This window comes from Saccharopolyspora oryzae (assembly GCF_027853915.1).
GTDB lineage: Bacteria > Actinomycetota > Actinomycetes > Mycobacteriales > Pseudonocardiaceae > Saccharopolyspora > Saccharopolyspora oryzae.
Genome location: NZ_JAQGLA010000050.1, coordinates 1 through 19,750 on the forward strand (window position 1 = coordinate 1; position 19,750 = coordinate 19,750).

25 protein-coding genes and 1 tRNA gene are annotated in these 19,750 nt (G+C 68.6%); 16 read left to right on the forward strand and 10 right to left on the reverse strand.

The features are described from left to right. Positions 1 to 48 precede the first annotated feature (48 nt). The gene (eda, locus tag OU415_RS24655; protein WP_270951555.1) at positions 49 to 672 is read left to right on the forward strand and encodes a bifunctional 4-hydroxy-2-oxoglutarate aldolase/2-dehydro-3-deoxy-phosphogluconate aldolase; all 624 of its coding nucleotides are present in this window, start codon (positions 49 to 51) and stop codon (positions 670 to 672) included. Positions 673 to 766: 94 nt separating this feature from the next. Here eda and OU415_RS24660 read toward each other — a convergent pair whose 3' ends face one another. Both OU415_RS24660 and OU415_RS24665 read right to left on the reverse strand, forming a co-directional pair. Beyond that, positions 767 to 1,039, reverse strand: a complete 273-nt coding sequence (locus tag OU415_RS24660) for a hypothetical protein (protein WP_270951556.1) — start codon at positions 1,037 to 1,039, stop codon at positions 767 to 769. Between the two features lie 18 nt (positions 1,040 to 1,057). Further along, positions 1,058 to 1,303 (reverse strand): zinc finger protein, encoded by a 246-nt coding sequence (locus OU415_RS24665; protein WP_270951557.1) that lies wholly within the window; start codon positions 1,301 to 1,303, stop codon positions 1,058 to 1,060. Positions 1,304 to 1,395: 92 nt separating this feature from the next. Here OU415_RS24665 and OU415_RS24670 point away from each other — a divergent pair, with 92 nt between their 5' ends. Together OU415_RS24670 and OU415_RS24675 are read left to right on the forward strand one after the other, a co-directional pair. Then, on the forward strand, positions 1,396 to 2,232 hold the full coding sequence (locus OU415_RS24670; protein WP_270951558.1) for a helix-turn-helix domain-containing protein: 837 nt from the start codon (positions 1,396 to 1,398) through the stop codon (positions 2,230 to 2,232). After that, positions 2,229 to 2,426 carry a DUF397 domain-containing protein gene (locus OU415_RS24675; RefSeq protein ID WP_270951559.1) on the forward strand — a complete coding sequence of 66 codons (198 nt, stop codon included), beginning with the start codon at positions 2,229 to 2,231 and terminating at the stop codon, positions 2,424 to 2,426. The genes OU415_RS24670 and OU415_RS24675 overlap by 4 nt, the downstream gene beginning before the upstream one ends. Positions 2,427 to 2,504: 78 nt before the next feature. Here the strand turns inward: OU415_RS24675 and OU415_RS24680 are convergent, their stop codons facing one another. Both OU415_RS24680 and OU415_RS24685 read right to left on the reverse strand, forming a co-directional pair. Then, positions 2,505 to 3,275, reverse strand: a complete 771-nt coding sequence (locus OU415_RS24680; protein WP_270951560.1) for an ABC transporter permease — start codon at positions 3,273 to 3,275, stop codon at positions 2,505 to 2,507. Continuing rightward, on the reverse strand, positions 3,272 to 4,255 hold the full coding sequence (locus tag OU415_RS24685) for an ABC transporter ATP-binding protein (RefSeq protein ID WP_270951561.1): 984 nt from the start codon (positions 4,253 to 4,255) through the stop codon (positions 3,272 to 3,274). The genes OU415_RS24680 and OU415_RS24685 overlap by 4 nt, the downstream gene beginning before the upstream one ends. A gap of 340 nt (positions 4,256 to 4,595) precedes the next feature. Between OU415_RS24685 and OU415_RS24690 the strand changes: the two genes are divergently transcribed. The 3 genes from OU415_RS24690 to OU415_RS24700 all read left to right on the forward strand — a co-directional run bounded on the left by OU415_RS24690 (position 4,596) and on the right by OU415_RS24700 (position 5,651). Beyond that, the gene (locus tag OU415_RS24690; RefSeq protein ID WP_270951610.1) at positions 4,596 to 5,024 is read left to right on the forward strand and encodes a MarR family winged helix-turn-helix transcriptional regulator; all 429 of its coding nucleotides are present in this window, start codon (positions 4,596 to 4,598) and stop codon (positions 5,022 to 5,024) included. A gap of 46 nt (positions 5,025 to 5,070) precedes the next feature. Continuing rightward, positions 5,071 to 5,155, forward strand: a tRNA-Ser gene (locus OU415_RS24695). Between the two features lie 70 nt (positions 5,156 to 5,225). Further along, the gene (locus OU415_RS24700; RefSeq protein WP_270951562.1) at positions 5,226 to 5,651 is read left to right on the forward strand and encodes a hypothetical protein; all 426 of its coding nucleotides are present in this window, start codon (positions 5,226 to 5,228) and stop codon (positions 5,649 to 5,651) included. 93 nt (positions 5,652 to 5,744) lie between these two features. On the opposite strand, the gene OU415_RS24705 is transcribed toward OU415_RS24700, so the two are convergent. Beyond that, positions 5,745 to 5,993, reverse strand: a complete 249-nt coding sequence (locus OU415_RS24705; protein ID WP_270951563.1) for an SCO4226 family nickel-binding protein — start codon at positions 5,991 to 5,993, stop codon at positions 5,745 to 5,747. 175 nt (positions 5,994 to 6,168) lie between these two features. Between OU415_RS24705 and OU415_RS24710 the strand changes: the two genes are divergently transcribed. The 3 genes from OU415_RS24710 (at position 6,169) to OU415_RS24720 (ending at position 8,341) form a co-directional block, all read left to right on the forward strand. Next, positions 6,169 to 7,056, forward strand: a complete 888-nt coding sequence (locus OU415_RS24710) for an LLM class F420-dependent oxidoreductase (protein WP_270951564.1) — start codon at positions 6,169 to 6,171, stop codon at positions 7,054 to 7,056. 94 nt (positions 7,057 to 7,150) lie between these two features. Beyond that, a complete protein-coding gene (locus tag OU415_RS24715) occupies positions 7,151 to 7,438 on the forward strand; it encodes a putative quinol monooxygenase (protein WP_270951565.1) in 288 nt (95 codons plus the stop codon). Positions 7,439 to 7,483: 45 nt separating this feature from the next. Then, positions 7,484 to 8,341, forward strand: a complete 858-nt coding sequence (locus OU415_RS24720) for a M15 family metallopeptidase (RefSeq protein WP_270951566.1) — start codon at positions 7,484 to 7,486, stop codon at positions 8,339 to 8,341. Positions 8,342 to 8,350: 9 nt separating this feature from the next. Here the strand turns inward: OU415_RS24720 and OU415_RS24725 are convergent, their stop codons facing one another. Further along, positions 8,351 to 9,031 carry a DUF899 family protein gene (locus OU415_RS24725; protein ID WP_270951567.1) on the reverse strand — a complete coding sequence of 227 codons (681 nt, stop codon included), beginning with the start codon at positions 9,029 to 9,031 and terminating at the stop codon, positions 8,351 to 8,353. A gap of 145 nt (positions 9,032 to 9,176) precedes the next feature. Between OU415_RS24725 and OU415_RS24730 the strand changes: the two genes are divergently transcribed. Both OU415_RS24730 and OU415_RS24735 read left to right on the forward strand, forming a co-directional pair. After that, on the forward strand, positions 9,177 to 10,016 hold the full coding sequence (locus OU415_RS24730; RefSeq protein WP_270951568.1) for an alpha/beta fold hydrolase: 840 nt from the start codon (positions 9,177 to 9,179) through the stop codon (positions 10,014 to 10,016). 87 nt (positions 10,017 to 10,103) lie between these two features. After that, positions 10,104 to 10,727, forward strand: a complete 624-nt coding sequence (locus OU415_RS24735) for a hypothetical protein (RefSeq protein WP_270951569.1) — start codon at positions 10,104 to 10,106, stop codon at positions 10,725 to 10,727. 12 nt (positions 10,728 to 10,739) lie between these two features. Here the strand turns inward: OU415_RS24735 and OU415_RS24740 are convergent, their stop codons facing one another. Beyond that, on the reverse strand, positions 10,740 to 11,351 hold the full coding sequence (locus tag OU415_RS24740) for a cysteine hydrolase (protein ID WP_270951570.1): 612 nt from the start codon (positions 11,349 to 11,351) through the stop codon (positions 10,740 to 10,742). 71 nt (positions 11,352 to 11,422) lie between these two features. Between OU415_RS24740 and OU415_RS24745 the strand changes: the two genes are divergently transcribed. Together OU415_RS24745 and OU415_RS24750 are read left to right on the forward strand one after the other, a co-directional pair. Then, the gene (locus tag OU415_RS24745; protein ID WP_270951571.1) at positions 11,423 to 11,782 is read left to right on the forward strand and encodes a VOC family protein; all 360 of its coding nucleotides are present in this window, start codon (positions 11,423 to 11,425) and stop codon (positions 11,780 to 11,782) included. A 122-nt stretch (positions 11,783 to 11,904) separates the two neighbouring features. Then, positions 11,905 to 12,444: a DUF4352 domain-containing protein gene (locus OU415_RS24750; protein ID WP_270951572.1), complete on the forward strand. Its 540-nt coding sequence runs from the start codon at positions 11,905 to 11,907 to the stop codon at positions 12,442 to 12,444. A 141-nt stretch (positions 12,445 to 12,585) separates the two neighbouring features. Here the strand turns inward: OU415_RS24750 and OU415_RS24755 are convergent, their stop codons facing one another. Continuing rightward, entirely contained in the window at positions 12,586 to 13,791 is a 1,206-nt protein-coding gene (locus OU415_RS24755) for an endonuclease/exonuclease/phosphatase family protein (RefSeq protein ID WP_408641909.1), read from the reverse strand. 142 nt (positions 13,792 to 13,933) lie between these two features. Further along, the gene (locus OU415_RS24760) at positions 13,934 to 15,409 is read right to left on the reverse strand and encodes a M28 family metallopeptidase (protein WP_270951574.1); all 1,476 of its coding nucleotides are present in this window, start codon (positions 15,407 to 15,409) and stop codon (positions 13,934 to 13,936) included. 212 nt (positions 15,410 to 15,621) lie between these two features. Here OU415_RS24760 and OU415_RS24765 point away from each other — a divergent pair, with 212 nt between their 5' ends. Continuing rightward, positions 15,622 to 16,599: an NAD(P)H-quinone oxidoreductase gene (locus OU415_RS24765; RefSeq protein WP_270951575.1), complete on the forward strand. Its 978-nt coding sequence runs from the start codon at positions 15,622 to 15,624 to the stop codon at positions 16,597 to 16,599. Between the two features lie 160 nt (positions 16,600 to 16,759). Here the strand turns inward: OU415_RS24765 and OU415_RS24770 are convergent, their stop codons facing one another. Further along, positions 16,760 to 17,959 (reverse strand): cysteine desulfurase-like protein, encoded by a 1,200-nt coding sequence (locus OU415_RS24770; protein ID WP_270951576.1) that lies wholly within the window; start codon positions 17,957 to 17,959, stop codon positions 16,760 to 16,762. Between the two features lie 211 nt (positions 17,960 to 18,170). Between OU415_RS24770 and OU415_RS24775 the strand changes: the two genes are divergently transcribed. Together OU415_RS24775 and wzm are read left to right on the forward strand one after the other, a co-directional pair. After that, positions 18,171 to 18,704, forward strand: a complete 534-nt coding sequence (locus OU415_RS24775; RefSeq protein ID WP_270951577.1) for a bacterial proteasome activator family protein — start codon at positions 18,171 to 18,173, stop codon at positions 18,702 to 18,704. 171 nt (positions 18,705 to 18,875) lie between these two features. Next, a complete protein-coding gene (wzm, locus tag OU415_RS24780) occupies positions 18,876 to 19,739 on the forward strand; it encodes a galactan export ABC transporter permease subunit Wzm/RfbD (protein WP_270951578.1) in 864 nt (287 codons plus the stop codon). The last annotated feature ends 11 nt before the right edge of the window (positions 19,740 to 19,750 follow it).

The window sequence follows — 19,750 nt, forward strand, 5'->3', positions numbered from 1 at the left end:
GCGCCACCACGAGCCTCCGGCAAGCATCGAGAACGGATGAAATGCCTGATGAACACTGCAGCTGACGTGCTGGAACTCTCCCCGGTGGTGCCGGTCGTGGCGCTGGACGACGTCGAGCACGCCGTTCCGCTGGCCGAAGCGCTGCTGCGCGGCGGGATCCGGACCATCGAGGTCACCCTGCGCACCGCCGCCGGGCTGCCCGCGATCGAGCGGATCGCCGCCGAGGTCCCCGAGATGGTCGCCGGGGCGGGCACCATCACCGAGCTCGGGCAGGCGAAGCAGGCCGCCGACGCCGGGGCGCGCTACCTGGTCACCCCGGGCACCACCGACCGGCTGCTCGACGACGTCGACGCCTCCGGCGTGCCCTACCTGGCCGGGGCGGGCACGGTGTCCGAGGCGATGCGGCTGGCCGAGCGCGGGGTGAACGCGATGAAGTTCTTCCCCGCCGAGCCCAGCGGCGGCGTGCCGTTCCTCAAGGCGATCGCCGGGCCGCTGCCGCAGCTGCGGTTCTGCCCGACCGGCGGGATCAGCCCGCAGACCGCGCCGAACTACCTGGCCCTGCCGAACGTGGGGTGCGTCGGCGGCTCGTGGCTCGCTCCGAAGGACCTGCTCGCCGCGGGCGACTGGGCGAAGGTCGAGCAGCTGGCCCGCGAGGCCGCGGCCCTGGGTTGATCTGCCGTGGGGGGGGGGGGGGGGGCGCCCCCCCCGCCCGTCCGGCTCGCCGCCGCAGGTCGGGGGCATCGGCGGCGAACCGGGATTCAGGTGGTCAGAGGCGGCGGAGTCCGTCCAGCACGCGCTGCTGGAGCTCCTGCGGCGGCCCTGGACAGTCCGATGTGGACTCGGCTGGTTCTCGGAGCCGATGCCTGCCACCGCTTTCCCGTTGCCGGCGCTCGGCTTCCACGTGCGCAACGAGCTGCCACACGGTCAGCGCACCCTCACCGCCACCGGCGTGCTGCGGACGACGCGGCCGCCAGGTCAGGACCAGGTAACAGGCGAGGATCGCCGAGACGGAGCCGATCTGCGGCATCAGGTCCAGCATGTCGAGTCCTTCCGGAGTTCAGCGAGCGGTATCGGCGATCTGCCGCGCGGCGGAGTTGCATTCGGCGCAGGTGCCCCAGAGCCAGGCGACCTCGGAGTTGTCAGCGACGAGCTCGCTCCCGCACAACGTCAGAACCCCGGTCCCGCTCGGGTAGGCCAGCGCCCCATCAGGCCGCGCATCGGTACTCGCATGCCGCGCTCCACCAGCAGGAACCCAATGAAACGGATACATGGCCACCACCCGAACGAAGATCAGTTCGTGCAACGTCCCACGTATCGTCCCGCGATCATGTGGGACGTTTCAATTACTCGAATGAATGAAACGATCCGAGGAGCACCCCCACTTAGGCTGTGCGCATGGCCAACACCCCACGTGCGCGCGCCTTGTCCCGCCTCATGAAGGAAGCCCAGCGGAAGAGCGGCCTCTCGGTCCGTGAGGTCGCGGAACAGCTCGACTGGAGCAAGTCGCGCGTGTCGCGGGTGGAGAACGTCGCGCAGGGGATCAACGAAACAGACGTCGCCTCACTGCTAGCGGTCCTGGGTGTGACCGGCCACGATCGGGAGCAGCTGCTCCGCATGGTCCGAGAACTCGACGAACCGGTGTGGTGGGAGCTGCACAAGGACTTGCCGGACCAGCTCTCCGCACTGATCGACGCCGAGCAACGCGCCGTGCGCCTGACGACTGTCAGCCCGACAGTCATTCCCGGTCTGCTCCAGACCCGCGCCTATTCACGAGCGCTCTTCGAATCCGATGACCGCTCGCCCTACGAAGTGGAACAGGCGATCTCGCTGCGCCAGACGCGGCAAGGAATCCTGGATCGGACGTCACCGGCGAAGCTGATCGCATACATCGACGAACCCGTTCTGTGGCGGCCCGTCAAGCAGCCGAAAGTGCGTCTCGACCAGTTGCGCCACCTGCTCAAGCTCGGAGCCCAGCCCAACATCGTCGTCCAGGTCATTCCGCTGGATGCGGACTTCCACTTCGCCTTGAACGGCGTATTCACCCTGCTCGAGTTCGATGACGACGAACCTCACGTCTTCACCGAAGCTCCGAATGCTGGCTCTATGGTCACCGGTTCGGATGACGTGGCAGCCTTCCGCAAGGCAGTAGCACGTGTATCCGAAGTCGCGTTGAGCCCAGCGGAATCCGCCGAGCTCATCGCCAAGCATGCCGAAGGGATCGGCGAAGAGTGATCAGCGCAAAGATCGGCCCCTGGCGGAAGTCCAGCCGAAGCACTCAGCAGAGTGCGTGCGTCGAGCTGGCGATCGGCGAGTCGGCCACCTACATCCGCGACACGAAGGACCGCGACGGCGGCACATTACGCGTCCAGCAGACGGCCTGGGCCGGTTTCCTCGGCGAGCTCAAGGCCGGTCGTTTCGACCGGTGACAGCTCCGCCGCTGGTCAGGTCCCGTGAGTCTTTTGGGCTGCTATGGCGGCCCAAAAGACTCACGGGTCCCAGGCGGGCTAGTCGAGGGCTCGGCGGAGGAAAAACTTGATGCCGAGGGCGCCGAAGATCAGGCAGGCCGCTAGGAGGGCTAGGACGCAGATCCACGGTGGCATGTGCGGGACGTCCGGGAGCAGGGCTCCGCGCATCCCCTCGCTGACGTAGGTCAGGGGGTTGATCGCGCAGAGGACCTGGAACCAGCGCAGGTGGTCCAGCTGAGCCCACGGGAACTGGGTCGCTCCGGTGAACATCAGCGGAGCCAGGATCACCGCGAACATGATGTTGATGCGGCGCGGTGGAACAGCAGCGCCCACGGTCATGCCGACCGATGCACCGGCGAACGAGCCCAGCAGCATGCAGAGCAGGGCGAACGCGAGACCGCTGAAGTTCCAGTTGATCTCGCCCAGCATCACCATGCCGATCGGCACCATCAGCACCGCCGCGAACAGGCCGCGCAGCGCGCCGAAGAGCATCTTCTCCACCGCGACCCAGCTGATCGGCAGCGGCGCCAGCAGCCGGTCCTCGATCTCGCGGGAGAAGGAGAAGTCCAGCACCAGCGGGAACGAGGTGTTCTGCAGGGACACCAGGAACGCGTTGAGCGCGATCATGCCGGGCAGCAGGATCTGCGCGTAGCCGGGCTGGGCGTAGCCGAGTTCGCTGAGCACCTTGCCGAAGATGAACAGCAGCGCCACCGGCTGGACCAGCACCTGCGCCAGGAAGCTCGGCAGCTCGCGGCCCGTCACGAACACGTCGCGGGCGAGCACCGCGGTGAAGGCGCGCACCGGACTCATCGCAGTTCCCTCCCGGTGAGGTCGATGAAGACGTCTTCGAGGGTGGCCGCCCCCAACGCCAGGTCGCTGACCGAGATCCGCTGCTCGTGCAGGGTCTGCGCGACCGGCCCGAGCAGCGCGGCCGGCTCGACGCCGACGTAGAGCCGCAGCCGCAGCTCCGCCTCGCCGTCCGCCCCGGTGCTGCTGCCGATCTGCTCGACCCGCTGCACACCGTCCACATCGGACAACAGTGCGGAGATCCGGTCCGGCTCGTAGCCGTTCGGCCGCAGCGTCGCGTCCACCGTGCCGCTGCCCGGCAGCGATTTGATCAGCGCCTCTGGGGTGTCCAGCGTCAGCAGCTTGCCGTGGTCGACAACGCCGACGCGGTCGGACAGCTTCGCCGCCTCGTCCATGTCGTGCGTGGTGAGCACGACGGTCACGCCTTCGGCCCGCAGGTCGTTGATCCGGTCGTGCACGAACAGCCGGGCCTGCGGGTCCAGGCCGGTGGACGGCTCGTCCAAGAACAGCACCTCGGGCTTGTGGATCAGCGCGCGGGCGATCATCAACCGCTGCGCCTGCCCGCCGGAGAGGTCGTCGACGCGCGCCTTGGCCTTGTCGCCCAGGCCCATCCGGTCCAGCAGCTCGTCGGCGAGGCGATGTCGTTCCGCGCGCGAGATCCCGTGGTAGGCGGCGTGCCAGATCAGGTTCTGCCGGGAGTTGAGCGAGCGGTCCAGGTTGACCCGCTGCGGCACCACCGCCACCTTGCTGCGCGCGGCCACCGGGTCGGCGGCCACGTCCACTCCGGCGACGCGGGCGGTGCCGCTGGTCAGCAGCACCCTGGTGGTCAGGATGCCGACCGTGGTGGTCTTGCCCGCGCCGTTCGGCCCGAGCAGCCCGAAGATCTCCCCGGCGTGCACCTGGAAGCTGAGCCCGTCGACCGCGTTGGTCCGGCTCTTCGGGTACCGCTTGACCAGATCGGTCACTTCAACCGCTGTGGTCACATCCGCCTTCTTCCGCACCACGTCCACTGAGGACACGAGCCGCTACGACGTCCGGTTCGACCATGAGCAGCCCGACCATCCGCCGGCCGACTGGGATCGCGCCAGCGGAAGAGGGTCAGGTTGAGCACTGCGTGCCCCGTGCTGGAGCAGTCGCCGACCGGTCAAGCCCACCAGCCTGGTCAGCGGCATCAGCTGCGGATCTTGCTCCGCGAAGCCGGGCACACCGCGATGATATCCGCGCCGAACGATGGGACGTCAAACAATTTTCGAAGCACCCCGGAGCAGTCGGTAGCCTGATCAAGTGACAGACCAGGACATCCGATGGCTGAACGACCGCGAAATGGCAGCTTGGCGCGCCTACATCGTGGGCAGCGCACTGCTCGAGCACCACCTGAACAAGGACTTGCAGCTCAGCCACAACCTGTCGATCGCCGACTACGAGATCCTGGTCCGGCTGTCCGAACGCCCCGACCAGCGGATGCGCATGAGCGAGCTGGCCAACGACGTGGCCCACTCCAAGAGCCGCATGTCGCACCAGATCCGCCGCCTGGAGAAGGCCGGCCTGGTCCGCCGCGACGAATGCCCGGACGACGGCCGCGGCGTCCTGGCGGTCCTGACCGAAGAGGGCGCGGCGAAGCTCCGCGAAGCAGCCCCGAGGCACGTGGCGAGCGTCCGCGAACACCTGGTCGACATCCTGGACGAGCAGGAGCAGGAGGTCATGGCCCGGATCTTCGACCGCCTGACGACCCACCTGGGCGGAATCAAGTAGCGGCCCGCCTGCACCCCGCGCCCGCCCGGTTGGCTACGCTGCGCCTGGAAGCGTGGCAGAGCGGCCGAATGCACTCGCCTTGAAAGCGAGCGTCGCGAGAGCGACCGGGGGTTCGAATCCCCCCGCTTCCGCTCAATGACCAGCACGAACAGGACCCGTTGGGGATCTTCCCCGCCGGGTCCTGTTGGTCGTGGGAGCAGTGTGCGAACCCGCGAGTTGGTGCGGATCGCTGAGATCGAGCAGCTGCTGCCTGCACCATGGACAGCCATGGAGGTACGGGAGTTCGACGATCGCAAGGTGTGCAGCAGCGCGGACCAGCCCACGTTCATGGTCGAGCTGTGGTCGTGGGAAGTCGGTGAGCGCAATCCCCTTCGCGGGCTTGCATGCTGCACCTACACGCTGACCTCCTGCGATGTGCTGGAGGCACTGGCCTGGTGCCGTGAAAAGCAGCCGAACCCGGGTTGCTTCGTGCTCCACGCCGCGACCTGGACCAACCACGGCTACCTGGAAACGCTGTGGCTCGCCGGTGAAGCTCCGCAATCGACTGGCACCGAGCAGGCCAGCGCTACCGCCACCTTCGAGGCGCTCCCGTCGCTTCCGAGATCTGGTCGAAGGCCGAACGGCTAGAACCGCCGGGCCCTGTTGCGCCTGGTCTCAGTTTTGGTCTCAGCTGGGCCTTCTTCGGCTTCTCCCGGAGCCCCTCCCCCACATGTGAGCAGTTCAGGCCTGCAGGGGGACCCGGTACACCTCGTCCGTCGGGTGCCCGGCCCGTTGGTGGACCTTCTTGACGGCCTCCTCGTTCGGCGCTTCGGACAGGCAGAAGACGACGCCGCTGTCGGGATCGGCCCAAGCATGCTTGAAGTCGACGTTCTCCTCGGACTGGATCGCCAGATCCGCGCGATGGGCTTCAGCGAGCTGTTCCGAGGTCAACCCGGCCATGTCGTGATGCACATCCATGAATTCCGGCATCGGTGGCTCCCTTCAAGGTGGCTGCCAACGGGCAACTCGGGACCGACATCTCGATGGTCCTACTCCGCACCTCTCACCGCTGTTCGACCTTCCGCGGCGAATCCTGCGAGCCCCCCATCACCGACATGGGCTGATGCGGGCGCCTGCGGCTGGTTGCGCGGATAGCCTCGGCGGCATGGCTCAGATCAATTTCAGCTCGAGGGTCGGCGTTTGGTGGACCAGCGACACCTGGTCGATCCGCGACGTGCGCGCCCGCGCCCGCGAGATCGAGGAACTCGGCTACGGCTCGCTGTTCTACGGCGAGGCGTTCGGCAAGGAGTCGTTCACCCAGGCCGGTGCGCTGCTGGGCGCCACGGAGCGGCTCGTGGTCGGAACCGGCATCGCCAACATCCACGCCCGGGACGCCAGCGCCGCCGAATCCGGCTCCCGCACGCTCAGCGCGCTGTACCCCGGGCGGTTCGTGCTCGGCCTCGGAGTCAGCCACGGCCCGCTGGTGGAGCACCACGCAGGTACCTACGCCAAGCCCTTGGCCACCATGCGCGAATACCTGCGCCGCATGGACGAGATGCCGGAGCAGGTCGAGCCCGGTGCGCAGCGCCCGGCCCGGCTGCTGGCCGCGCTCGGGCCGAAGATGATCGAGCTGTCCGGCACCGCCGGCGACGGCGCGCACCCCTACCTGGTCACCCCGGAGCAGACCGCTCGCACCCGGGAACTGCTCGGGCCGGACAAGTGGGTGGTCAGCGAGCAAGCGGTGGCGCTGACCACCGACCGGGAGACCGGGCTGCGCCGAGCGCACCAGCACCTGCACATGTACTCGCAGCTGCCGAACTACCGGAAGTCCTGGCTGCGGCAAGGTTTCGACGAGTCCGACCTGGTCATCGGCGGTTCGGACAAGCTGGCCGAGCACATGGTCGCGATCGGCGACGCCGAGGCGATCGCCGCGCACGTCCGGCGGCACCTCGACGCGGGCGCCGATCACGTGGTGATCCAGGTCCTCGGCGACAACAGCGCCGACGACCCGCTGCCCGCGCTGCGCGAGATCGCCCCCGCGCTGGGGCTGTGAGCGCTCCGGGGGTCTTCTTCGGCTGATCGTGCGATGAGTTCGGGGGCTTCGGGTGGTCTACCTGGTGACGACGTCCTGTTCAGGAGGGATAGCTATGTGGATCATCGCCGGCCACCTCAAGGTCGATGCCGACCAGCGGGATGCTTGGGTTGCCGCACACCACGACCTGCTCACCCGGGCACGTCGAGCGCCCGGGTGCCTCGACGTCGCGATCACCGCCGATCCGGTGGACCCGGAGCGCGTCAACAACTTCGAGCGCTGGGAGTCCTGGGATGCGATCGAGGCGTGGCGGAAGGTCGCGGCGGCTCCCGACACGGGCGTGGAGATGCGGGACGTCGAAGTGATGGCCTACGAGGTCGCCGGTCAGCGGCCTCCCTTCTGAACGCTCGCACAGCGGCGGTGGCGGGACCGGGGCTAGCGTGGCGGGATGACCCGTGGTTCCCGGCGGCTCGCCTCTGCGGTGGCGTTCGTGCTGGTAGCGGCGGCGTGCGGTACGAGCGCGCCGCCCGCTCCGGCACCACCGGCGCCACCACCCAGCCCGCCCGCGACCACGGCGTCCAGCCCGACGCCCACGCCGCAGGTCGAGCACGCGCCGGCTGGTTTCGTGCGGCTGCGCGACGTCGATCCCTCGATCATCGAGGAGGTCCGCTACGCCACGCCGCACAACTTCACCGGCGATCCGGTACCCGGCTACGACGAGCCGATGTGCGTCGTGACGCAGCCGCTCGCCGAGGCGCTCCACGCGGCGCAGCAACAGCTCGCACCTCGCGGCTACACCCTCAAGGTCTACGACTGCTACCGGCCGCGACGCGCCGACGAGCGCTTCGTCGCGTGGGCGGAGGACGTCGGCGACCAGCGCATGAAGGCCGAGTTCTACCCGGGGCTGGACAAGTCGCGGTTGTTCGCCGACGGCTACATCGCCGCGAGGTCCGGTCACAGCCGGGGCAGCTCGGTCGACCTGACGCTCGTGCGGCTACCTGCCCGCCCCCAGCGCCCCTACGTGCCCGGTGAGCCGCTGACCTCGTGCACCGCCCCGGCCGCGCAGCGGTTCCCGGACAACAGCGTCGACATGGACACCGGTTACGACTGCTTCGACAACCTGGCGCACACCGACGCCCCAGGCGTGACCGGCGAAGCCGCGGCCAACCGGAACCTGCTGCGCGACGTGCTCACCTCGGTCGGCCTGAAGAACTACGCGAACGAGTGGTGGCACTACAACCTGCCGCACGAACCGTTCCCGGACCAGTACTTCGACTTCCCGGTGAACAGCGCGGCCTTCCGCTGAACGACCGCGCTAGTAGTCGAGGGAGGCGTACCAGTCGCCGCGACCTCTAGGGGTCAGGTCGAGGATGTGCCACACCGGGCTCAGCAGGTCTATGCCGCGTTCGTCGACCTCTTCGGACATGCGGGGGTGCGCCGAGTAGAAGTGGCGCACCTCGCCGCCGCCGTCGCGGGTGAACACCGACACCGTCGAGTCCTGGTTGCCCTCCTCGTCCTCGCTGCCCAGGTCGCGCTTGAAGGTGCTCTTCGCGGCGCTGAGGAGGCGCAGGTTCGTCCACCCGCGGTTGCGCGCGTGTTCGCGGAGCGCGGGCAGGTCGGCTGCGGCGACGATCGCGAGATCGGCGTTCTGCTCGACGTGGTGGGCGATTCCGTTGAACCCGTCGATCCACATGGTGCACATCGGGCACGGTTCGGTCTGCGCCTTCCCGTACATGAGGTGGTAGACGACGAGATCGCGATCGGGTCCGGTGAACAGCTCGCCCAGCCGCACCTCGCGCACCGGCTCATCACCGGCGTGCAGGTCGGCGGGGCCCTCCTCGAACACGTAGTCGTCGACGACGGGGCCCAGCGGTAGCCGGCGGCGCAGGTCGGCGACCCGCTCGCGATGCCGCATCAGCTCCATCTCGGCCTGGCGCAGCTCCTCGCGGGCGTGCACGTACTCGGCCGTCTCCCCGGTGAGATTGGTCTGGCGCATCGCTCTCCCCCCAAACGTGGCCCTGCCCCATCGTCTGCTCGCGCCCCGGGGCCCGCCAGGCTGAACCGGACTCAAAAGTGATTGCAAATCACAATCAGTCGATCTAGCATGGGTGTGATTGCAATTTGCAATCAGTGGAGGGGCCATGGACGTCCTCGAACTCGACGGTGTCGAGCTGGCGGTCGATCGCCGCGGACCCGACGGCGCGCCGGCGCTGCTGCTCATCGCAGGTGGTGGCCAGTCGATGGACTGGTGGACGCCCGAGTTCTGCGACCAGCTCGGCGCCGGAGAACTGCAGGTCATCCGGTACGACCACCGCGACACCGGCCAGTCGAGCACGTCCGCGCCGGGCCAGCCCGACTACACCGGCGACGACCTGGCCACCGATCCGCTGCGCATCCTCGACACTCTCGGCATCGCAGACGCGCACCTGGTGGGCATGTCGATGGGTGGCGGTATCGCGCAGAGCACCGCGGTGCGCGCCCCCTCGCGGGTGCGGTCCCTGACGCTCGTCGAAACCAGCCCCGCAGGCGGCGACCACGGCGAGCTGCCACCGCCGACCCCCGAACTCGCCGCGACCTGGGCAGAACCCGAGCCGGAGATCGACTGGTCCGACGAGGCCGCGGTCATCGACTACCGCGTCGACGTCGAGCGCCCCTTCGCCGGCCCGCTCGGGCTCGACGAGGCACGCGTGCGCGCCCTGGCGACGCGGGAAGTGCGCCGCAGCCGCAACATGGCGTCGACGATGGCGAACCACTTCATCGCCGAACCCGGAAACCCGGTGGACCCGGCCGAAATCCGCGTGCCGACCCTCGTCCTGCACAGCATCGACGACCCGCTTTTCCCCTTCCCCCACGGAGAAGCACTGGCCCGCGCAATCCCAGGCGCCCGGCTCCTGCGCCTGGAGGGAGTGGGCCACGAAATCCCACCACCTGCGGTGTGGAACGTGGTCATCCCAGCACTGCGCAAGCACCTGACGGCCTGACGAAGCGCCCACCCGTATCCCGGTGCGGCATAACGGGTTCGGACTTCCTCCCAGCGCGTGGGTTGACGAGCGGGCACACTCCGAGTGATGAGCTTCCGCGATCAAGTCCCGACCCACGAGCAGATCGATGCACTCGACGAAGAGTTGCAGGTCAGTGCTGGAACCACCTATGGCGTTGAGGTTTCGGCTGTGCTCGATTGGCTGCGCGAGGAGCGGCCGAACGGCGGAGCGCACCTGGCGCGCTTCCGGTTCGGTCCGCACCCGGTGTTCGACTGGTTCGCCACCCGCAACCGATTGCCCGAGTTGAACTGCATGCTCGACCACCCGGCTGTTCGCAGCGCTCTGCCGGAGGCGTTCCAACGGCCGTTCCCGCTCCCTGAAGCCGTGGAGCGCCGCCTGAAGGGCTGGAACCCCGGGGTGGCGATTCAGCTCAGCAGGGAGTGGGCTTGGAGCTTGTACGCAGGCGGTATGTACACATCCGTCGATCTGACCTTGTCCGCAGGTGAGCGGGACCAGCGAGCCCACCGGGCCATCAACGCGGCGGAAGCGTTGTACGCGGCCTTGTTCGGCGATCGGTACGCCACCGTCAACGTTTACAAGACGCCAGACCCGTGGTCCGCGTGGTTCCCCGGCCTGTTCAACATCACATGGGTGGCCTACGACCTGGACCAACGAGCATTGCTGCTGCTGTGCTTGACCGACATGGACTGACGGCGCTGGAAGTCAGGCCGGGGTTTCTCCGCCGGAGAGCCAGTGGAGGGCTTCGGTTGCGGTGGGGCAGCCTGCCGTGGTCAGGGCGAGGTTGGCCAGGGAGGCTTCGTGGGTTTGTTCGTCGGCTGCCGCTGCGCAGTCGCGGACCACCTGGACGTGGAAGCCGAGATCTGTTGCGTGGCGGGCTGTTTGCTCCACCGTCAGGTTCGTGGCGACTCCCGTGATGAGGAGGGAGTCGATGCCGCGGTCCCGGAGTCGCGCGGGCAGGTCGTTTCCGGCCAGACCGGAGAGCTTCTGGTTGTCCACCACCAGGTTCGGCTGGTCCGCCATCTGCTCGATCAGGGCTGCGCCCGGGGCGGCCGGGCGGAACGACTCCTGGGATTCGCCCACTGCCTGCATGAATCCGGTGTTGCGGACCAGTTCTCCCTCGTCCTCCGGGATGGTGAAGCGGGTGAACACCAGGGTCGCTCCCGCTTCGGCCGCGGCGGCGTGGAACCTCGTCGCCCGTGCGACGACACCGCTGCGGGCGACCGGCTCGGCCAGCATGGGGCCGAAGAAGCCCTCGGGCTCGATCACGTTGACCTGCCAGTGGAGTGCCAGCACGGCACAACTGCGCGCGTCCATCCGCCCGATTCTGCCCCAGCCCGATCCCGCTCGGCACGCGATTGTCAGGACTGCCGGGCACACTCCTCGGCATGTCCGCTCAGACCCACCACGCACTCGACTACATCGAGATCGGCGTCGACGACTTCGCCGCCGCAAAGGCCTTCTACGGCAGCGCTTTCGGCTGGACGTTCACCGACTACGGGCCCGGTCCGGCCTACGTCGGCATCAACGGCTCCGGCGGTGAAGTCGGCGGCTTCCGGCTGACCGATGAGGTTTCCGCTGGTGGGCCGCTGGTCCTGTTGTACTCGGACGACCTCGACGCGAGCGCTCAGGCGGTTCGCGACGCGGGCGGGTCCGTCGTGCGGGGACCCTACGAGTTCCCCGGCGGGCGGCGCTTCCACTTCCACGACCCGGCCGGGAACGAGCTCGGCGTCTGGTCCGCCGGGTGAGCGGCGCCCGGAGAACAATGTTCTCCTGGTTGCTTGAAATGGTTTTGGGATTTGTTCTTGGTGCGGTTCGGAATTCGCTGGCATCATTCGTCGAGTTCGTTTTCTCGACCTGATGAGGAAAAGTGAAGAAGTTCATCGCGCCGGTGGTCGGATTGATCCTGCTGGGCCTGGCCGGATGTGGCGCTTCCAGCGAGCCGACCGCTCCGGAACCGAACGCCCAGACCTCACCTGAGCAGGGAGAACCCCAGGCCGGAACGATCGAGGTCGGCGGCAAGGACGTCGCTTTCGGCGAAACCGCGGGCATCAGCAACGAGAACGGCGGGACGTACGCCATCACCGCCGGTCCGCTGCAGGACCTCGCCGAATTCTCGATTCCGCCGGAGGGGAAGTACGTTTCCGTCGACGTCGACGCGAAATTGATCAGCGGGACCGGCGGTGCCGTCGCTTCCGTCGATTTCATGCTGGTCGACGGGGCGGGCACCGAGTACCCGAGCGCTGCGCCGAACGGGGAGAGCCTGGACGGCGTGCTCTTCGCGACGCTCCTGACGCAGGGCGATGCTGACAGCGGGAAGGTGTTCTTCGACGTCCCCGCCGATGCCGCCGGCCTGAAGCTGGTCTACCAGCCGCTCACCGCCACCGAGCCGAGCGGCAGCTGGACCTGATCCCCGTTCTGCCTGGAACTGCGTGCAGTTCCAGGCAGAACCGTCAGCCGACGTGGGCGGCGATGGCGTGCAGGACCTTGCGGATCTCGGTGTTCTCCTCGATCGTGCCCGAACCTGCCTGCGGCAGACGGGTTTCCCGGATCACGGGACGACGTCGAGCCAGACGAGGTGGTGGTCCGAGGCGTCGTTGAGTCGGGACAGCTCGTCGTCCGAGGTCGGCCAGAACACCTCGGCGCGCAGCGGGACCAGCGGCGCGGACGGCAGGACGTAGTCGATCCGGAGGTTGCCCGGCGACTCGTCGTTGAAGTCGCCAGTGTCGAGGAACGGGTCACCGCGGTGGTTCTCGTTCGCGCCGCCCTGGGTTCCGCTCGCCTCGACCGCTCCGGCGCTGCCCGGCCGCGGGTCGATCACGCGCGGGGCCTGGAGCAGCTGGCGGATTCCGTTGCTGTCGCCGTCGAGCGGGTCGGAGTTCTGGTCGCCGGCGACGACGAACTGGGAACCGGGCGCCAGACCGCCGCGGATGCCCTGGTCGTCGTAGATGTAGTCGCCGCGCTTCGGCGTCACGTAGTCCGCCCAGAACCGGATCTCGTCCTGGTTGCGCAGGACGTTGCGCTTCTCCGGGCCGTCGAAGGCGGGCGGCGTCGGGTGCGAGGTGAGGAAGTGCACCGTGCGGCCGTCGACGTCGATCGGCAGGTCCCAGTGCGACTTCGAGGACAGGCGGACCTGTTCGAGCTCCTCCGGCGAGAACCAGTCCGCGGGTTCCGGGGTCGCCGGGTCGTCCGGCAGGCGCGCGCCCGGCATGTCCGCCCAGCGGAACTGCTGGAACGTGCGGGCCGGGCCGATCGGGTACTTCGACAGCACGACCATGCCGTACTGGCCGGGGAACGCGCCGAAGCCGTGGGCGTCGCCCGGGCCGCCGACGGCGCCGTCGTTGTCGAGGTCCATCCCGGACGGCACGCCGGTGTTGACCGGGGCGGTGTAGGCGTAGGGGTAGTCGATCGGGTCGGCGCCGTGCTGCCCGCGGGCGAGGTAGTTGGTGCGGAAGGCGCCGACCGCCGCGCCGCCCTCGACGTAGTCGAACTCGTTGAGCAGCAGCACGTCCGGGCGGGTCCGCTGCACCACCTCGGCCACCTCCTGCGCCTGCGGATCGTCCGGTGTGGACAGATCCGCCAGCAGCTCGCCCTCGGCGGAGCGGTTGAGCGAGGCGTTGAACGTCGCGAACCGCACCGGTTCGGCCGCGTTCGCGGTCGGGGTCACCAGTCCGACGGCAACCGCCGCCGCCACCAACGCGGCACGCTTCACGACATTCCTCCTCGTGCGATCAGCGGAACCGACCGCAGTTTCCATTGAAACTGCGGTCACCGGACTGCAGTTTCAATTGAAACTGCGGTCGGAGCACCAACGCCGGGCGCAACTCCGGTTGAACTTTCCGGTCCACCAACCGAGAACGTGCGGGGCCCCCGGAAGGCACCCCGCACGTTTCAGGTGGTCAGGCCAGGTTGTGGCCGTGGCCGACCTTCGGGCCGGCGCTCTGGACCGTCAGAGCGCTCTGCTGGGCGCGCAGCTTCGCGCGCTCCTCGCGGCTCTGCACACCGTTGACGCCCTCGGTGCTCTGCGAGTACGCCTGCACGACGTTGGCCATGCCCTTGGTCATCCGCTCCAGGGCAACGCGGTCGATGTTGGACAGGTTGTCGCCCGCGCCGTGGTAGTTCGGGTCGAACGCGACGCCCGCGGTGCCGCCCCACTTGGCGGCCTGCTCCTCGGTCTTGAGGTCCTCCACGCCGGTGTGCATGCCACCGGACGGGATGCCCACCGCGATGAACTCGCCGTAGTCGGAACGTCCGTTGAACTCGCTCGGCTCGGACTCGACGCCCTGCGCCGCCATCGCCGCGATGAAGTCGTTCTTGATCTGGCCCGAACCCACCGGACCCGAGGGACCACCGGTGGAGCCGTCACCGTCGTAGACGAAGTAACCGGCGTTCGGCGAGCCGATCATGTCGAAGTTCATGTACAGCGCGATGTCGAGCTGCTCTTCCTGGCTCAAGCTCTGCACGTACTTCGTCGAGCCGACCAGGCCGGACTCCTCCGCGCCCCACCAGGCGAACCGCACCGCGTTCTGGTTGCCCTTCGGGCTGCCGCCCAGCTTCAGCGCGGTCTCCAGCAGACCGGCGCTGCCGGAACCGTTGTCGTTGATGCCGGGGCCTTCCGGCACGCCGTCCAGGTGCGCCCCGGCCATCACCACGTTGTCGGCGCGCCCGGTCTTGGTCTGCGCCACCACGTTCCGGGTGGTCACGGACTCGAAGCGGGCCTGCACGTCGAGCTTCACCTCGGCACCGGCCTGACCGGCCAGCGCCTGGCCGACCTGCTGGGTGACGCCGGCGGTGGGGATGCGCCCCGCGTCCGCGTCGCCGAGGGTGCCGTTGAGCGGGCCTTCGACGTTGTTGTAGATGATCGCGCCCACCGCACCGGCCTCGGAGGCGATCCGCTGCTTGTCCGCGAAGGAGCAGGCGCCGCGCGAGATCAGCACGACCGTGCCCGCGACGTTGGCGCCGTCGTAGTCGGTGGCCTCGCAACCGGGGGTTTCGTCGACCGGCGCGACCGCCAGCGGCGCGGTCAAACCGCCCTGCGGGGTCGCCGGGGAGTACTCCAGCGCGTCACCCTCGACCGGCTGACCCGCGACCGCCAGGCTGAACGAGTCCTTGAAGTACGCCTCGTAGGTGAATTCCGGGGTCGTCACGTCGAATCCGGCGCGCTTCAGCTTGTCGACGACGTAGTCGACGCTGGCCTCGTAGCCGGGCTGACCGGACGCGCGGTTCCCGCCGTTCTGGTCGGCGATCCGCTGCAGCGCGATCAGGTGCCTGTTCACAGCGTTGCCATCGATCGACGAGCCGAGGTCCGGTGGGGCCGCGCTGACCGGGGTGACAGCGAGCATCGTCGCCGCGCAGCTCGCGGCCAGAACGGTCATCGCACGCTTTGATGTGATGGTTCGCAAACTCATCATGCTCCCCGTTTCGGGTGGTTTTCGTGGCGATAGCCTTGAGAAGATCACGCAACGAAGTCAAGGACTTACCGAGAAGCGTTAAGAACCAGGGATTATTTCCCGTTTTTCCCGCATTGTGCGACTCGTCCGATCGACCTGCACCGCCGGTTCACCCGACCCGGACTACCGTCGCGGACATGTACGCGATCGCGATCCGCGAGCCGGGCGACCCGGACGTTCTGGAATGGACCGAACACCCCGACCCGCGCCCGGGACCGGGCGAAGTGCTCATCGACGTCGTCGCCAGCGCGGTCAACCGCGCCGACCTGAGCCAGCGGGAGGGCAACTACCCGCCGCCGAAGGGCGCCAGCGAGATCCTCGGCCTGGAATGCTCCGGCACCATCGCCGAACTGGGCGAAGGAGTCGAGGGCTGGCAGGTCGGCGACGAGGTCTGCGCGCTGCTCGCCGGCGGTGGTTACGCCGAACGCGTTGCGGTGCCCGCCGAACAGGTGCTGCCCAAGCCCGCCGGGGTCGACCTGGTCGACGCGGCCGGGCTGCCCGAGGTGTGCTGCACCGTGTGGTCCAACGTGATCATGGAGGCCGGACTCCGAAGTGGACAGCTGCTGCTGGTGCACGGCGGCGCGGGCGGCATCGGGACCTGCGCGATCCAGATCGGCCGGGCGCTCGGCGCGCGGGTCGCGGCGACCGCGGGATCGGCGGAGAGCCGGAAGCTGTGCGCCGAGCTCGGCGCGGACCCGGAGATCAGCTACCGCGACGAGGACTTCGTCGCGGCCGTGAAGGAGCTCGGCGGCGCCGACGTCATCCTCGACAACATGGGCGCGTCCTACTTGGACCGGAACCTGTCCGCGCTGGCGCCGGACGGGCACCTGGCGATCATCGGCATGCAGGGCGGCCGGAAGGCCGAGCTGGACCTGGGCAAGATGCTGGTCAAGCGGCTGCACCTGTCGGTGCTGGGATTGCGCGGACGTCCGGTGGCGGGCCCTCACGGCAAGGCCGCGGTCGTCACCGACGTGCGGGAACGCCTGTGGCCGCTGGTCGAAGCGGGCCGGGTCCGGACCCCGGTCCACGACCGGATCCCGCTGCGCGAAGCGGCGCGTGCCCACGCGATCCTCGAAGCGGGCGACGTCCGCGGCAAGATCCTCCTCGTCCGCTGACCACTCGTGAGCGGCGATGGTGGCTCTTACCACCATCGCCGCTCACGAGACCTGTTCGAGTGACGACCTGTGGACAACTCGCCTCACCTGTGGAGAACTTCCGCGATTTCAATGGAAATCGGAGGTTCGATTTCCATTGAAATTGCGGGAGATCACCTGGTCAGGTGAGTTCGGCTACGGCTCGGACGAGCTGGTCGACTTCGGCGGCGTTGGTGTAGTGGGCGAGGCCCACTCGGACCGCGCCGCCGACTTCGGCCACGCCGAGGACCGCGAAGACGCCGTGGGTTCCGGGGTCGGCGAAGGCGCAGACGCCGCGCTCCGCGAGGTGCTCGACCGCGTCTTCGGCCTTCACACCGGACACCGTGAACGCCATGGACGGGACCCGGCGCATCGCGTCGCCGATGAGCATCACGTGGTTCAGCTTGCGGAGGCCGTTGGTGAGGTTCGCCAGGAGTCCCGCCTGGTACGACTTCACCGAACCCAGCGAGGTCAGCAGCCGTTCCCGGCGCGGGCCCACCGCCGAGTCGTCGAGCGCGGCCAGGTAGTCCACCGACGCCACCAGCCCGGCCAGCAGCGGGTAGGCAGGCGGGCCGAGCTCCATGCGCTCCGCGCCGCGCGCACCGGGTTCCAGCGCCACCGACGGGAGCTGGTCGAGCATCGCCGCGTTCTTGAACACCAGCGCACCCACCGGCGGACCGCCCCACGCGGAGGCGTTCACCGCCACCACGTCGGCCCCCATCGAGGTGATGTCCAGCGGCACGAACGGCGCCGCCGCCGAGGCGTCCACCACGACCAGCGCGCCGTGCTCGGCCGCCGCGTCCGCGGCCTGCCGCACGTCCGGCCGGGTGCCGACCGCGCCGGAAGCGGCGGTGATCGCCACGACCTTCGTGCGCGGGGTGACCAGTTCCTCGTACTGCCAGGTGGGCAGCTCGCAGGTCTCGATGTCGACCTCGGCCCAGCGGACCGTGCCACCGGAGCGCTGCGCCGCGCGCTGCCAGGGCGCGACGTTGGCCGGGTGGTCGAGTCGGGAGACGACCACGTCGTCACCGATCATCCACCCGTCGCCGAGCGCATCGGCCAATCTCTGCAGCAGCACAGCGGAGTTCGGACCCAGCACCACACCTGCCGGGTTCGCACCGACAAGGTCGGCAATGGAACGACGGGCGGCTTCCACGATCGCCTCGGCGCGCTGCGAGGCGGGGAAGATCCCGCCCGGACCGGATACCGGCGCCCGCAGCGCCGTCGACGCCGCAGTCGCCACTTGTTCAGGAACCTGCATGCCTGCCGGGGCGTCCAGGTGCACCCACCCGTCGCCGAGCGCGGGGAACAGCCCGCGAACCGCCGCGACGTCGAACGCCATGCAGCACACGTTACGTACGGGACGGGCGGTACCGGCTGCCGGGTGGCCGATATCGCATCAAAACCGGTCCCCGGACTCGACGCCGAACGCGGAACCCCGGACACTGCGAGCGCGCGCCCGGTGACGTGGTGCGTTCGGTCTGTGGTGGACCGAACAGGACGGACCGGTCACCGCTCACGCGAAGCGTTCCACGACCCGCCAGGATGGAGACATGACGCGCGAAGACAGCGAGGGCAGGCCGCAGGTGTTCGTGGTCGGCGAGGACGGCAAGCCGATCGGCGCCATCGCCGAAGGCGAGCAGCCCGAGCGCGGCGAGGACATCAACGAGCTGGTCGAGCAGCCCGCCAAGGTGATGCGCATCGGCACCATGATCAAGCAGCTGCTGGAGGAGGTCCGGGCGGCACCGCTGGACGAGGCCAGCCGCAGCCGCCTCAAGGAGATCCACCAGTCCTCCATCCGCGAGCTGGAGCAGGGCCTGGCCCCGGAGCTCATCGAGGAGCTGGAGCGGCTGTCGCTGCCGTTCGCCCAGGAGAGCACGCCGTCCGAGTCGGAGCTGCGGATCGCCCAGGCCCAGCTGGTCGGCTGGCTGGAGGGCCTGTTCCACGGCCTGCAGACCGCGCTGTTCGCCCAGCAGATGGCGGCCCGCGCCCAGCTGGAGCAGATGCGCCGCGGCCTGCCGCCGGGCACCACCACCGCCGGCGACGCCGACCCCGGTCACCCCCGCGGCACCGGTCAGTACCTGTGAGCACTCGGGGGCCGCAGTTTCAATTGAAACTGCGGTCCCCCGTGCCTGCGGTTCGCAGTTTCAATTGAAACTGCGGCCCCGGGGCGGACGGCGGAGGGTATTCCACCGGTTGCACGGTCGAGTGATGCCCTGGCCCGGAGCAGCCACCATCGATCGGTACTCTGGCTCACTGTGCAGTCCACGAGCACGGTAGACCGCCCAGAAGCTCCGCCCGAGACTTCGTCGCAGACCTGGCGGAAAGCCTTCAAGGACATCAGCGACGCCTACAGCCAGCGACAGCTGTGGGCGCACCTCGGCTGGCAGGACATCAAGCAGCGCTATCGGCGCTCGGTGATCGGCCCGCTGTGGATCACCATCAGCATGGCCGTCACCGTCATGGCGCTCGGCCTGCTGTACTCGCAGTTGTTCGAGACGAAGCTGGAAGACCACCTGCCGTACCTGGCGGTCGGGTTCATCATCTGGGGCTTCATCTCCAACTGCGTCAACGAGGGCTCCGAGGTCTTCATCTCGAACGAGGGGCTGATCAAGCAGCTCCCCGCGCCGGTCTCGATCCACGTGCTGCGGTTGCTGTGGCGGCAGGTGCTGTTCTTCCTGCACAACCTCGCCGTCTACTTCGTGCTGCTGATGATCTTCCCGAAGCCGCTGTCCCTCACGGTGCTGCTGGCCATCCCGGCGTTCGCGCTGATCGCGATCAACGGTGCGTGGGTGATCATCGTGGTGGGCACCATCTCGACCCGGTTCCGGGACATCCCGCCGGTCACGCAGAGCATCGTGCAGCTGATGTTCTTCATGACGCCGATCGTGTGGAACTACGACCAGTTCAAGACGAACCCGAACCCCGCGATCGCCGAACGCGCCCGGTTGGCCGAGATCAACCCGTTCATGCACTTCTTGGAGATCATCCGGCAGCCGATGCTGGGCAGCCCGATCGTGTGGCACCACTGGCTGATCGTCGGTGTGTTCACCGTCGTGGGGTGGGCAGTGGCCCTGGTCGTGCTGCGCAACTACCGCTCCCGCATCTCCTACTGGGTCTGAGTGAGGTCGAA